This window comes from Erwinia aeris (genome assembly GCF_041224955.1).
Lineage (GTDB): Bacteria > Pseudomonadota > Gammaproteobacteria > Enterobacterales > Enterobacteriaceae > Erwinia > Erwinia aeris.
Window position 1 is genome coordinate 14,953 of record NZ_JBGFFX010000004.1, and the last position, 13,770, is coordinate 28,722.

Annotated in this window: 10 protein-coding genes; 9 read left to right on the plus strand and 1 reads right to left on the minus strand. The window is 55.4% G+C overall.

The window, feature by feature from the left end:
* Positions 1-84 precede the first annotated feature (84 nt).
* Positions 85-1,953 (minus strand): low affinity potassium transporter Kup, encoded by a 1,869-nt coding sequence (gene kup, locus AB6T85_RS08675; protein ID WP_369895312.1) that lies wholly within the window; start codon positions 1,951-1,953, stop codon positions 85-87.
* A 253-nt stretch (positions 1,954-2,206) separates the two neighbouring features.
* On the opposite strand from kup, the gene ravA reads away from it, so the two are divergent.
* The 9 genes from ravA to atpB all read left to right on the plus strand — a co-directional run bounded on the left by ravA (position 2,207) and on the right by atpB (position 13,758).
* Positions 2,207-3,703, plus strand: coding sequence for an ATPase RavA (gene ravA, locus AB6T85_RS08680; protein ID WP_253461173.1), 1,497 nt, complete (start codon positions 2,207-2,209; stop codon positions 3,701-3,703).
* The gene (gene viaA, locus AB6T85_RS08685) at positions 3,700-5,163 is read left to right on the plus strand and encodes an ATPase RavA stimulator ViaA (protein ID WP_369895313.1); all 1,464 of its coding nucleotides are present in this window, start codon (positions 3,700-3,702) and stop codon (positions 5,161-5,163) included. Before ravA ends, viaA begins: the two co-directional genes overlap by 4 nt.
* Before the next feature lie 85 nt (positions 5,164-5,248).
* A complete protein-coding gene (gene ovoA / locus AB6T85_RS08690) occupies positions 5,249-7,387 on the plus strand; it encodes a 5-histidylcysteine sulfoxide synthase (RefSeq protein WP_369895314.1) in 2,139 nt (712 codons plus the stop codon).
* Positions 7,388-7,534: 147 nt separating this feature from the next.
* Positions 7,535-7,996 (plus strand): transcriptional regulator AsnC, encoded by a 462-nt coding sequence (asnC, locus tag AB6T85_RS08695; protein WP_125289166.1) that lies wholly within the window; start codon positions 7,535-7,537, stop codon positions 7,994-7,996.
* Positions 7,997-8,238: 242 nt separating this feature from the next.
* Positions 8,239-8,682, plus strand: coding sequence for an FMN-binding protein MioC (gene mioC / locus AB6T85_RS08700; protein WP_253456861.1), 444 nt, complete (start codon positions 8,239-8,241; stop codon positions 8,680-8,682).
* A 461-nt stretch (positions 8,683-9,143) separates the two neighbouring features.
* Positions 9,144-11,033, plus strand: coding sequence for a tRNA uridine-5-carboxymethylaminomethyl(34) synthesis enzyme MnmG (gene mnmG, locus AB6T85_RS08705; RefSeq protein ID WP_253456858.1), 1,890 nt, complete (start codon positions 9,144-9,146; stop codon positions 11,031-11,033).
* A 50-nt stretch (positions 11,034-11,083) separates the two neighbouring features.
* Entirely contained in the window at positions 11,084-11,725 is a 642-nt protein-coding gene (gene rsmG, locus AB6T85_RS08710; protein ID WP_301251599.1) for a 16S rRNA (guanine(527)-N(7))-methyltransferase RsmG, read from the plus strand.
* 828 nt (positions 11,726-12,553) lie between these two features.
* On the plus strand, positions 12,554-12,934 hold the full coding sequence (gene atpI / locus AB6T85_RS08715; protein WP_125289170.1) for a F0F1 ATP synthase subunit I: 381 nt from the start codon (positions 12,554-12,556) through the stop codon (positions 12,932-12,934).
* Positions 12,935-12,942: 8 nt separating this feature from the next.
* Positions 12,943-13,758 (plus strand): F0F1 ATP synthase subunit A, encoded by an 816-nt coding sequence (gene atpB / locus AB6T85_RS08720; RefSeq protein ID WP_125289171.1) that lies wholly within the window; start codon positions 12,943-12,945, stop codon positions 13,756-13,758.
* The last annotated feature ends 12 nt before the right edge of the window (positions 13,759-13,770 follow it).

Genomic DNA, 13,770 nt, shown 5'->3' on the forward strand with positions numbered 1-13,770 from the left:
GGTCAGGTTTCGGCTTGGGTACCCGGTGCAATAACCCGGCTTGTCAGATTTCGACCTGGGTGCCCAGTACAGTAGCCCGGCTTGTCAGATTTCGACCTGGGTGCCCAGTTCAATAACCCGGTTTGGCGGGATCTCAAACTGGTCAGGGGCGCGCAGGGCGTTGCGCTGTAGCGCCATAAACAGCTTGCCGCGCAGACGCAAATACCATGGCCGCTTGCCGATAATCAGCGATTCATGCGACATAAAGAACGAGGTTTCCATCATCCGGCAGTTCAGGCCTTCCAGCCCGCAGCGGTGGAAAATCTCTTCCATATTAGGCGTTTCCCGCCAGCCGTAGCTCGCCACCACGCGCCAGAAAGTGGGGGAAAGCTGTTCAATAGACACGCGACGCACGTTATGGACGTAAGGCGCATCTTCCGTCCGCAGCGTCAGCAGCACAACACGTTCATGTAACACTTTGTTGTGCTTGAGATTATGCAGCATGGCAAAAGGAATAACGTTCAGCGCGCGCGACATATAGACGGCGGTGCCCGGCACGCGTACCGGTGGCGACTTCTCCAGCGAAACAATCATCGCTTCCAGCGAGTTGCCGTGTTCATGCATCCGGCGCAGCAGACGGAAACGCTCGCTTTTCCAGGTGGTCATAATCACAAACATCACCAGCGCCAGGCTTAACGGCAGCCAGCCGCCGGAGAACACTTTCACCAGGTTGGCCGAAAAGAGCGAAACGTCGATGCACAACATGCAAAGCAGGATAAACAGCACCAGATAGCGGTTCCATTGCCAGTTTTTTATCGCCACGGTGGTGCAAAGGATGGAGGTCAGCACCATCGTACCGGTTACGGCGATACCGTAGGCGGCTGCCAGGTTGCTGGAGTGTTTAAAGCCGACAATCACGATCACCACGGAGAAAAAGAGTATCCAGTTAATGACCGGAATGTAGATTTGACCGGATTCCTCTTCAGAAGTATGCACGATGCGCATAGGCGGTAAATAGCCCAGACGAACCGCCTGGCGAGTCAGTGAGAAAACGCCGGAAATCACCGCCTGAGAAGCGATAACCGTCGCCAGCGTCGCCAGGATCAGCATAGGGATCAGCGCCCAGTCCGGCGCCAGCAGAAAGAACGGGTTCTTGATCGCTTCGGGATTTTTCAGCAGCAGCGCGCCCTGGCCGAAGTAGTTCAGCACCAGCGACGGCAGCACCGCCAGGAACCAGGCCAGACGGATCGGCAGCTTGCCGAAATGGCCCATATCCGCATACAGCGCTTCCACGCCGGTAATAGCCAGCACCACGGCGCCCAGCGCAAAAAACGAGACGGTTTTATATTCAAAAAAGAAGTGCATTGCCCAATAGGGGTTCAACGCGTGCAGCACGTCGGGATTAGCCATAATGCCCCGAGCGCCCAGTATGGCCAGAATGATGAACCATGCCAGCATGACCGGCGCGAACAGTTTACCGACAATACCCGTGCCGTGTTTCTGGATCATAAACAGCAGCGTCAGCACCGCTATCGCCAGCGGCACAATCCAGGCATCAAGGTTAGGCGCGGCGATTTCCAGCCCTTCAATAGCGGAAAGTACCGAAACGGCCGGCGTGATCACCACTTCGCCATAGAAGAAACTGCCGCCAATCAGCCCCATAATGACCAAAACCGCCGTGGCTCTGGCACCGGTATGACGGCCCGCCAGGGACATCAGGGTCAGAATCCCCCCTTCGCCGGCGTTGTCAGCGCGCATCACGTAGCTGATATATTTTAACGAGACCACCAGCACTAATAGCCAGAAAATCAGCGAGAGGAAGCCGAATACCGCATCGCGCTCAACGCCGAAACCGAACTGGCCGGAGAGACACTCCCGCAGCGTATAGAGAGGGCTGGTGCCGATATCGCCATAGACGACGCCTATTGCCGCTAAGGTCACGGCGCCAAGGGACTGCTTTTTATCAGAACTCATAGGAAGATCTTTTGTTGGAGCTGATTGCTGAAACGCGCCCAGCTTATCAAGCCATCAAAAAACGCACAGTATGCACGAATCATTCTGAATGCCTATCCTTAATTGGAGTATGGAAAGCGACTTCAATGGCCTGTGTCACCCTTTGACAAGAAAAAAGCTGACGTATATCAACTCTTTCAAGCATCATAGCCAGTAGTGTTTGCGCTCGCCAGTCGCCCGCTGGCAAGAACGTAGAAAAGGATACTGTTTGATGATGTCCCAGCCTCACCTCCTGGCGGAAAGAATCGCACGCCTCAGCAACGCGTTAGAAAAGGGACTTTACGAACGCCATCACGCTATTCGCCTTTGCCTGCTGGCGGCATTAAGCGGCGAAAGCGTTTTTTTGCTTGGCCCGCCAGGTATTGCCAAAAGCCTGATAGCCCGTCGGCTGAAGTATGCCTTTCAGCATGCCCGCGCCTTTGAATATCTGATGACCCGCTTCTCCACCCCGGAAGAAGTTTTCGGGCCGCTTTCCATTCAGGCGCTGAAAGATGAAGGCCGCTATCAGCGCCTGATCAAAGGCTACCTGCCCGATGCCGAAATCGTCTTTCTGGATGAAATCTGGAAAGCCGGGCCGGCTATCCTCAATACGCTGCTGACCGCCATCAACGAGCGCCGCTTTCGCAACGGCGATTGTGAAGAAGCCATCCCGATGCGGCTGCTGGTGACCGCCTCCAACGAACTGCCCGAAGCCGACAGCGGGCTGGAAGCGCTGTATGACCGGATGCTGATCCGGCTGTGGCTTGATAACGTGCATGAAAAGCAGAACTTTCGCAGCATGTTGACCCATCAGCAGGATGAGAACAGCAATCCCGTCGCGGAGTCGCTCTGCATTACTGATGAAGAGTATAGCGAATGGCAAAAAGGCATTGCGCAGGTTGCGCTGCCGGAAGAGGTGTTTGAGCTGATTTTTATGCTGCGCCAGCAGCTGGAGAACCAGCCGGAAGCGCCTTATATTTCCGATCGCCGCTGGAAAAAAGCGATCCATCTTTTACAGGCCTGCGCTTTTTACAGCGGTCGTAAAGCGATCGCGCCGGTAGATCTGATTTTGCTGAAAGATTGTCTGTGGCACGACGTTGCCTCAATGGCGCTGCTGGATCGCGAGATAGACAACCTGATTACCCAGCAGGCCTGGCAGCAGCAGCCGATGCTGATCAAACTGCAGCAAATCGCCTCACGCCGGCTGAGCCTGCAGCAGGAAAAAAGCGTAGAGCAGGCGATAAGGCTGGAGAAGCACGGCGGCATATTCAGCCGTAAACCCCATTATGAGCTGCCCGAGGCGCTGTCCGCCGACACGCTGACGCTGATGCTGCAAAAGCCGCTGATGCTGCACGACATGCAGGTCAGCCATATCGTGATTGGCCGCGAACCGCTGTACCACTGGCTGCAAAAAGGCGGCGAAGTGCGCGGCAAGCTTAACGGTATTGGTTTTGCCCAGACGCTGGATCTGCATATCGACGGCGCCGACTGCCTGACAGTGCGCGATGTCAGCCTCCAGACTTCGCGGCTGATGCTGCCGGGCCAGCCGCTGGAACACGGGCTGCCGCAGGAGATTGTCGAGGCGCTTGATGAGGTAGAGGCACAGCTGCATGCCCAACGTACGTTGTTCAGTCAGCATCATCGCTGCCTGTTTATCAGCGACGACTGGCTGGCGAAGATCGAAGAGAGCCTGCAACAGGTCGCTGAGCAGCTGAAACAGGTGCGTCGTTGATATCGCTGGATACGCTCAGCGCCTTTCTGGCGGTCAGCGAAGGCGACCTGATTGAAGAGCTGGTGGTGACGCTGTTGGCCAGCCCGCAGCTCGCCCTTTTTTTTGAAAAATTTCCCGGCATGAAAAAGGCGCTGCTGCACGATTTGCCGCGCTGGAAATCGGAGCTCCTGGCGCAGCTGAAACAAACAGCGGTGCCGGAAGCGCTTGCCGGTGAATTTACGCTTTTCCAACAGTGCCAGCCGCTCGCCCATCAGGCATTTTGCCTGAAAATTCCGTCTATCCTGCTTTACCTGGATTCGCATCAGTCGCCGTTTAAAGACAAAGCCCGCGAGCTGGTGGCGCATAGCGTCGCGGGCCAGAGCATGAGCGAGCCGCAGCATACGCTGTTTTTACAGCGCTGGCGACTGAGCCTGACGCTGCAAACCCTGGCGCTGAATCAGCAGCTGCTCGACAGCGAGCGGGAAAAGCTGCTGGCGGAGCTACAGCAAAGGCTGGCGATGAGCGGCCAGCTGGCGCCGGTGCTGTCGGATAACAGCGATGCCGCCGCCAGCCGCCTGTGGGATTTGAGTAAAAGCCCGCTACAGCGCGGCGATTATCAGCTGATGGTCGATTACGGCGATTTCCTGGCGCAGCAGCCGATGCTGCAAAAACTGGCGGAACAGCTGGGCCGCAGCCGCGAAGCCAAAGCGGTACTGAGCGAGCAGGCGCCGCTGGAGGCGTTCCACCAGCTGGTCAGGGAACCTGCCAGCGTGCCGGAAGAGGTCAACGGCATTCACCAAAGCGACGACGTGCTGCGCCTGCTGCCGCCGGAGCTGGCGGCGCTGGGCATCAGCGAGCTGGAACTGGAGTTCTATCGCAGGCTGGTGGAGAAACGGCTGCTGACCTATCGGCTGCAGGGCGAAGCCTGGCATGACAGGGTTTCGCAGCGCCCGGTCAGCCACCAGCAGCATGAAGAACAGCCGCGCGGGCCTTTTATCGTCTGCGTGGATACTTCCGGCTCGATGGGCGGCTTTAACGAACGCTGCGCCAAGGCCTTTTGCCTGGCCCTGTTGAAGGTGGCGCTGGCCGATAACCGTCGCTGCTACATAATGCTGTTCGCGCATGAAGTGGTGGGCTACGAGCTGACCGCAGACGACGGCATTGCTCAGGCGATCCGCTTTCTCAGCCAGCGCTTTCGCGGCGGCACCGATCTGGCAGCCTGTTTGCAGTCGGTGCTGGGCAGGCTCGCCACACCGGAGTGGAACGATGCCGACGCCGTCATTATTTCCGATTTTATCGCCCAGCGGCTGCCGGAAGATCTGGTTAAAACCGTCAAAAAGCACCAGCTCCTCCAGCAGCAGCGCTTTCACGCCGTTGCGCTGTCCGATCATGGAAAACCGGGTATTATGCGCATTTTCGACCATATCTGGCGTTTTGATACCGGCCTGAAGAGCCGTCTGCTGCGCCGCTGGCAGCGCTGATTTTCCCTTTGCCGCTGCCCGACAATCCTCTCCTGCTATAGTCATAGCTACGCTTTATCCCGCCTACGGTTCTCAGGAGTATTACGTGGCACAACATCACCAGGCTTTTTCCCCAGAGTTACCTGCCCCAACTCACACGTTGTTGCTTAGCGGCAGCGACGCAGAACAAAAACGACAGGAGCTTCTTGGCTATTTCCAACAAACGTGGGCGCTCTACGAGAGCCTGTTCGACTGCCTTGCCGATGAGCAGGCTTATTACACTAAGGCGATTTCGCTGCGCCATCCGCTGGTGTTCTATTTCGGCCATACCGCGACTTTCTATATTAATAAGCTGGTAGCGGCCGGCCTGCTCGACAACCGCGTGGACGACCATATCGAAGCGATGATGGCTATCGGCGTGGATGAGATGAGCTGGGACGATCTGGACGCAACCCACTACGCGTGGCCGACGCTTGCCGAGCTGCGCGACTATCGCGGCAAGGTGCGTCATCTTGTCGAAAGCGTCATTAAAGAGATGCCGTTGACGCTGCCGATCGGCTGGGACAGCCCGGCCTGGGTGATCCTGATGGGGATCGAGCATGAACGGATCCATCTGGAAACCTCCAGCGTGCTGATCCGCCAGCTGCCGCTCGCCTGGGTTAAACCGCAGCCGTACTGGCCAGCCTGTCCCGACGCCCGTCACGATCGCCACGCCGTGCCGCAGAACAGACTGATAGCCGTTGCCGGCGCACGCGTCACGCAGGGGAAAACCGACGATACCTACGGCTGGGATAATGAATACGGCACGCTGTCCACCGAGGTGAAGCCTTTTGAAGCCAGCCAGATGCTGGCAAGCAACGCGGAGTTTTTTGCATTTATCACGGCGGGCGGCTATCGGGACGATCGCTGGTGGGATGAGGAAGGTCTGGGCTGGCGCAATTTCGCGCAGGCAACCATGCCGACTTTCTGGGTGGGATCGCCTGAGGAACCTGACCAGTTACGGCTGCGTTTGATGACTGAAGAAGTCGCGATGCCGTGGGACTGGCCGGTCGAAGTCAATCAGCTGGAGGCGGCCGCCTTTTGCCGCTGGAAAGCCGATAAAACCGGCAAGTCCGTTCAGCTCCCCAGCGAGGCCGAATGGCTGCTGCTGCGTGAGCAGGTTGAAGGCGATCGCTGGCTGCAGGCGCCGGGCAACCTGAATCTGGCCTGGTGGGCTTCTTCCTGTCCGGTCGATCGCTTTGCCCAGGGCGAATTCTTTGACGTGGTGGGGAACGTCTGGCAGTGGACGACCACGCCGATAAACGGGCTGGAAGGTTTTAAAGTCCATCCGCTTTATGACGACTTTTCGACGCCGACCTTCGACGGCAAACATGCGCTAATCAAAGGCGGCAGCTGGATTTCCACCGGCAACGAAGCGATTAAATCTTCCCGCTATGCGTTCCGCCGCCACTTTTTCCAGCACGCGGGCTTTCGCTACGTCGTGTCCAACCATCAGGAAAAGAAAATGCTGAATCCGTATGAAACCGACAGCATGGTGTCGCAATACCTGGACTTCCAGTACGGGCCGGGCTACTTCGGTACAGAAAACTATGCGAAGGCGCTGGTGGATATCGCCTGTCGCATGACCGACAAACGAGGCCGCGCGCTGGATATCGGCTGCGCCACCGGTCGCGCCAGCTTTGAGCTGGCCCGCTATTTTGAGCAAGTGGTGGGGATGGATTACTCCGCGCGCTTTATCGACGTGGCGCTCCAGCTGACCAGCGGCGAGGATTTCCGTTATGTGACCCAGGAAGAGGGCGACCTGGTGGAGTATCACCAGGTGCGGCTGAAAGATTTCGGCCTCGCCGCAGAGCAGGCCAGCCGCATTCAGTTTATGCAGGGCGACGCCTGCAACCTGAAGCCGCAAAAGGCGGGTTACGACCTGGTGCTGGCCGCTAACCTGATCGACAGGCTGCGTCAGCCGAAGCGCTTTTTGCAGGACGTCACGAGGATGATCAATACCGGCGGCGTATTGATGCTGTCGTCGCCGTACACCTGGCTGGAAGAGTACACGCCAAAAGAGAACTGGCTGGGCGGCATCCGCGAAAACGGCGAGGCGCTGACCACCTACCAGGCGTTGCAGCGTTTGCTGGCGGCAGATTTCGAAGAGATCGCCGCGCCGCAGGACGTGCCGTTTGTGATCCGCGAAACGGCGCGTAAATATCAGCATTCCGTCGCCCAGCTAACCGTCTGGCGCAAGCGCTAACATCAGATAACCCTCTGGCTATGACCAGGCGGTTGTGTTTTCCTTATAGCGGGTAACGTAAGTTATCCGCTATTTTATTGCCTGCATTTTCACTTTCCTGCACATTATTCCCTGACAAATTATCAAATCCTTAATGACGGAGCCTTTATGCCCGATAATCTGCAACCCGACGATCTCGATCGCGGCATCCTCAATGCGCTGTTGGCCAACGCACGTACCGCCTATGCCGAGCTGGCCAAGCAGTTCAACGTCAGCCCCGGCACTATCCACGTCCGGGTAGAGAAGATGAAGCAGGCAGGCATCATTAAAGGCACGCGGGTGGAAATCGATCCTCGCCAGCTTGGCTATGACGTGTGCTGCTTTATTGGCATCATTTTAAAAAGCGCCAGAGACTATCCGGCCGCGCTGGCGAAGCTGGACGCGCTTGATGAAGTGGTGGAGGCCTGGTACACCACCGGGCACTACAGCATCTTTATTAAGGTGATGTGCCGATCTATCGACGCGCTGCAACAGGTGCTGATCAACAAGATCCAGACCATTGACGAGATCCAGTCCACCGAGACGTTAATTTCCCTGCAAAACCCGATCATGCGGACGATCAAGCCCTGATCTGTGCACAATATTATCCACAAAAGATCGGCGCCTCATTTTTGTTGAAATATCTTATATCGGGTCAGGAACGTTCCCATCCGTCCGGCACGTGGCGCTCGCGGCGTGCTTTCACTTATTTGCCCGCGAAACAAAAGCAGCAGGTAAGCCCGCTCCTGCATTTATTAACCTTACTTACCCACAGGTAGATCCCAGACTGATCACAGCGTACAATAGCCGCCTTTAGCAAACAGGGATCTCACATGGCGGACGTAACCTTAATCACTGGCAGCACCCTGGGCAGTGCGGAATATGTTGCCGAACTTCTGGCCGAGAAGCTGGAAGAAGCGGGCTTTTCTACCGAATTACTGCACGGGCCAGAGCTGAACGAGCTTTCGACAGCAGGAACGTGGCTGGTAGTGACCTCTACCCATGGAGCCGGCGATCTGCCCGATAACCTGCAGCCGCTGTTTGATGAAATAGAAGAGAAGCGTCCGGATCTGAGCCAGCTGCGCTACGGCGCCGTAGGTATCGGCAACCGTGAATACGATCTTTTCTGCGGTGCGATCGATAAAATGGACAAATTATTGACGGCATGTGGTGCACAGCGCATCGGCGACCGTCTGGATATTGACGTGCTCGAACATGAGATCCCCGAAGATCCCGCCGAGGTGTGGATCGAGAGCTGGAAAACGCTGATCGGCTGACGATCGGGCGTCGGATCGCAGCAATTTGTGCGATCGACGCCTGAAAAACAGGCGAAGTTTTGTAAATTTCTCCCCGATTTGCCTATTTAAATAGCGATCAACTGTGGATAACTATGCTGATCCAGCGGTAATAACCGGTGGTTATCCAAAGAACAACCGTACGGTCGGATCGAGCCTGTGCATAACATGCCTTTTTGATCCCAGCTTATACGCCGCAGGATCACCGATCTTTCACAGCAAACGATCCCGCTTAAGCTGATGATCCTGGAAAGGAAAAAAGGCTTATCCACAGAGATCGTCGATCCTAATAGAAGATCCAGTAAAGAGATCTCTAAATAAAAAAGATCTTCTTTTTAATACGTGTCTGGCCCTGCGCTTTCACCTTCGGCCAAAGTTGAGTAGAATTCACGCCCCGGGCATCCCCCACTCTTTTAAATCGCACAACCGCGAGGTTCAGTACCATGTTTTATCCAGATCCTTTTGACGTCATCGTGATCGGTGGTGGTCATGCGGGCACGGAAGCCGCTATGGCGGCAGCCCGGATGGGTCAGCAAACCCTGCTTTTAACGCATAACATTGATACGCTTGGACAAATGTCCTGCAATCCGGCGATCGGTGGCATCGGAAAAGGACATCTGGTTAAAGAAGTGGACGCGCTGGGCGGCCTGATGGCACACGCTATTGACCAGGCCGGTATCCAGTTCAGGATACTAAACGCCAGCAAAGGGCCCGCCGTCAGGGCTACCCGTGCTCAGGCGGATCGCGTGCTCTATCGTCAGGCCGTACGCACCGCGCTGGAGAACCAGCCGAACCTGATGATCTTCCAGCAGGCGGTTGACGATCTGATTGTGGAAAACGATCGCGTCGTTGGCGCTGTGACCCAGATGGGGCTCAAATTCCGCGCCAAAGCGGTTGTGCTGACCGTAGGCACCTTCCTGGACGGTAAGATCCACATCGGGCTGGATAACTACAGCGGCGGCCGTGCTGGCGATCCGCCTTCGATCCCGCTGGCTCGTCGCCTGCGTGAACTGCCTTTGCGCGTCAGCCGTCTGAAAACCGGTACGCCACCGCGTATCGATGCGCGCACGATTGATTTCAGCGTGCTGGCTCCGCAGCATGGCGATACGCCGCTGCCGGTCTTCTCGTTTATGGGCAACGTGGCGCAGCACCCACAGCAGGTGCCTTGCTACATCACCTATACCAACGAGAAAACGCACGACGTCATCCGCAGCAACCTGGATCGCAGCCCAATGTACGCTGGCGTGATCGAAGGCGTTGGCCCACGCTACTGTCCTTCCATCGAAGACAAGGTGATGCGCTTTGCCGATCGCAACGCGCACCAGATCTTCCTGGAGCCGGAAGGGCTGACCAGCAATGAAATTTATCCAAACGGCATCTCCACCAGCCTGCCGTTTGATGTCCAGATGCAGATTGTTCGCTCTATGCAGGGCCTGGAAAACGCGAAGATCGTCCGTCCGGGCTATGCCATCGAATATGACTTCTTCGATCCGCGCGATCTGAAGCCAACGCTGGAAAGCAAATTTATCGAAGGTCTGTTCTTTGCCGGTCAGATCAACGGCACGACAGGCTATGAAGAAGCCGCGGCGCAAGGTTTGCTGGCTGGGCTGAATGCCGGTCGCCTCTCTGCGGACAAAGAGACCTGGGCGCCGCGTCGCGATCAGGCCTATCTGGGCGTGCTGGTTGACGATCTCTGCACGCTGGGCACCAAAGAGCCGTACCGCATGTTCACCTCCAGGGCGGAATACCGTCTGATGCTGCGTGAAGACAACGCCGATCTGCGTCTGACCGCCGAAGGCCGCGAGCTGGGTCTGGTAGACGATGCCCGCTGGGCGCGCTTTAACGAGAAGCTGGAGAGCATTGAGCAGGAGCGTCAGCGTCTGCGCGACATCTGGGTGCATCCTAAATCTGAAGCCGTGGATGAAGTGAATGGCGTACTGAGCGCCGCGCTGACCAAAGAAGCCAACGGCGAAGATCTGCTGCGTCGTCCAGAGATGACCTATCAGCAGCTGATGACGCTCAGCACCTTTGCGCCCGCCTTAAGCGACGCTCAGGCCGCCGAGCAGGTTGAAATTCAGGTGAAATACGAAGGCTATATCGCCCGCCAGCAGGAAGAGATCGATCGCCAGCTGCGCAACGAGAACACGCTGCTGCCGGTGGAGCTGGATTACCGTCAGGTCAGCGGCCTCTCTAACGAGGCGATCGCCAAGCTGAACGATCACAAGCCGGGATCGATAGGTCAGGCTTCGCGTATTTCAGGGATCACGCCTGCGGCTATTTCCATTCTTCTGATCTACCTGAAAAAACAGGGGCTGCTGCGCAAAAGCGCCTGATGCTTCGCGGGGCGGCTACGGTCGCCCCTTTAACTGATTTGGATGTAATCGTGATTAATAAACTTTCCGCGCTGCTGAAAGCCGCCAATATTTCCCTGACCGATCGACAAAAAGAGCAGCTGACAGGCTATGTTGAGCTGCTGCATAAATGGAACAAGGCTTATAACCTGACGTCGGTGCGTGACCCGCAGCAGATGCTGGTACGGCATATCATGGACAGCATCGTGGTTGAGCCTTATCTGGAAGGAAGCCGTTTTATCGATGTGGGCACGGGACCAGGGCTGCCGGGCGTACCGCTCGCTATCGTCCGTCCTGAAGCGCACTTCACGCTGCTGGATAGCCTGGGCAAACGCATACGCTTTCTTAAGCAGGTACAGCATGAACTGAAACTGGAAAATATCGATCCGGTACAGAGCAGGGTAGAGGTGTTTCCTGCCGAGCCGCCTTTTGATGGCGTGATCAGTCGGGCCTTCGCTTCTCTGAACGATATGCTGAGCTGGTGCCATCATCTGCCTGGCGAAAAAGGGCGATTTTATGCGCTGAAAGGCGTCGTGCCGCAGGATGAGATCGACGCGCTGCCGGCAGGTTTTACCCATCACAAGACGGTGAAGCTTCTCGTTCCTGAACTGGAAGGCGAACGTCACCTGGTGGTAATTAATCCGCAAAATCTGGCAGCAAGCAGCGCTGATTGAACGTGATTTGCCTGAAAATAACGCTGAAAAGCCGAATTTTTTACCGTATTATCGCCTGATTATTCAGCAAAGCGGCTGAACGGCACAGGCTTACCAAACCCGATTTTAGTTAAGTCAGCCCTGCAGGGCAGGGGAGAGGAAGGCGCAGGTAACGCGAAAGGTTAAAAAGCCCGACGAAAATTTAGCCTTTCGGGCGATACGCGGTGATTTTTTTTCAGGTGGGAATGTTTCAGTAAGGTTAAAATGACGCGCAGAAATTATCGTTCACACCTGGTTACATTTAACGTTAATTTCACAAAGTGTTATCAAGGATATTACCTCGTCGGGACGAGATCCGCCTTTTTCAGCGCGAAGTGAAAAATAATGTGGTGATATTTATTTTGCTTGCCTGGCGGATTAGCCTGAAATTTTGGCTGCAATGACTGTCAATTAACACTTTTAATCCGGCTGGCAGGCTGGTTTTACGGTAAAAAATAGTAAGTAGTTGAATGTTATTGATATAATTATATTTTTCTGAGCGATATTAAGAATATTCCTTAACGGAATGCGGATAAAATATTACTGAATTGTGATCTTCCGCACGCTTTATGAGCGATATTTGGCCTTTATCGTATGCATTTTCCGCCTGTCGGCCATTCCTGACAGTTTTGAAAAAGCGCGCCCGCGAAAGAAATTTAAATAATTGTTCACCATTTCGCTACTTATCCATTGAAATCGCAGGGGCGCGCCGTATAATTTGCTCGTTTTTTGCTGCTTGACTCAAAGCGGCAAAGGCAGTTTTATACGACACGCGACATACCCCCGACGGGGCAGGAGAGTTTCAGCGTCATGTCAGTGTCCCTTTACAGAGTGAAATTTGCCCGAACCGTGCTGCTTCTTCAGCTGGTGATTTTTGTCATAATCGGCGCGCTGTTCGCCCTGAAAGAGTTGACCTGGGGCCTGTCCGCGCTTGCGGGTGGACTGGCGGCCTGGCTACCGAACGTATTGTTTATGATTTTTGCCTGGCGTCATCAGGCAGGAGACCCGGTTAAAGGACGCGTGGCCTGGAGCTTCGCTCTGGGTGAAGTGCTGAAGGTTCTGGCAACCATTCTTCTGCTTGTCGTGGCGCTGGCGGTGTTTGGGGCGGCATTTACGCCGCTCGGACTGACCTGGTTATCGGTGCTGATTGTGCAAATCGTCGCACCGGCTGTAATTAACAACAAAGGGTAAGAGGCATCATGGCTGCAGGAGAAATCTCTACGCCGCAGGAATACATAGGTCACCACCTGAATAACCTTCAGCTGGACCTGCGTACCTTCGAGCTAGTGAATCCGCACGACGCACCGTCGTTCTGGGTATTAAATATTGACTCCATGTTTTTCTCTGTGGTGCTGGGACTGGTATTCCTGGTGCTGTTTCGCAAAGTTGCGAAATCAGCCACCAGCGGCGTTCCGGGAAAACTGCAGGCGGCGATTGAACTGGTTGTTGGCTTCGTCGACAACAACGTCCGCGACATGTACCACGGTAAAAGCAAAGTAATCGCACCGCTGGCTCTGACGATTTTCGTCTGGGTCTTCCTGATGAACTTCATGGACCTGCTGCCTATCGATCTGCTGCCGTATATCGGCGAGCACGTTCTGGGTCTGCCAGCGTTGCGTGTTGTGCCTTCAGCCGACGTGAACATCACGCTGTCTATGGCGCTGGGCGTATTTATTTTGATTCTGTTCTACAGCGTCAAGATGAAAGGCATTGGGGGCTTTACTAAAGAGCTGACATTGCAACCCTTCAATCATCCTGTCTTCATTCCGATCAACCTGATCCTTGAAGGCGTGAGCCTGCTGTCCAAACCGGTTTCTCTCGGTCTGCGACTGTTCGGCAACATGTATGCGGGTGAATTGATTTTTATCCTGATTGCCGGCCTGTTGCCGTGGTGGTCACAGTGGGTTCTGAGTGTGCCATGGGCCATTTTCCACATCCTGATCATTTCGTTACAGGCTTTCATTTTCATGGTACTGACGATTGTCTATCTGTCGATGGCATCTGAAGAACACTGATTTTTTTATCAA

Bases quoted from the DNA above. Each gene is read 5' to 3' on its own strand.
- asnC (WP_125289166.1), top strand. From the start codon at position 7,535: ATGCCCGATAATCTGCAACCCGACGATCTCGATCGCGGCATCCTCAAT.
- mioC (WP_253456861.1), top strand. From the start codon at position 8,239: ATGGCGGACGTAACCTTAATCACTGGCAGCACCCTGGGCAGTGCGGAA.
- mnmG (WP_253456858.1), top strand. From the start codon at position 9,144: ATGTTTTATCCAGATCCTTTTGACGTCATCGTGATCGGTGGTGGTCAT.
- ravA (WP_253461173.1), top strand. From the start codon at position 2,207: ATGTCCCAGCCTCACCTCCTGGCGGAAAGAATCGCACGCCTCAGCAAC.
- atpB (WP_125289171.1), top strand. From the start codon at position 12,943: ATGGCTGCAGGAGAAATCTCTACGCCGCAGGAATACATAGGTCACCAC.
- kup (WP_369895312.1), bottom strand. From the start codon at position 1,953: ATGAGTTCTGATAAAAAGCAGTCCCTTGGCGCCGTGACCTTAGCGGCA.
- atpI (WP_125289170.1), top strand. From the start codon at position 12,554: ATGTCAGTGTCCCTTTACAGAGTGAAATTTGCCCGAACCGTGCTGCTT.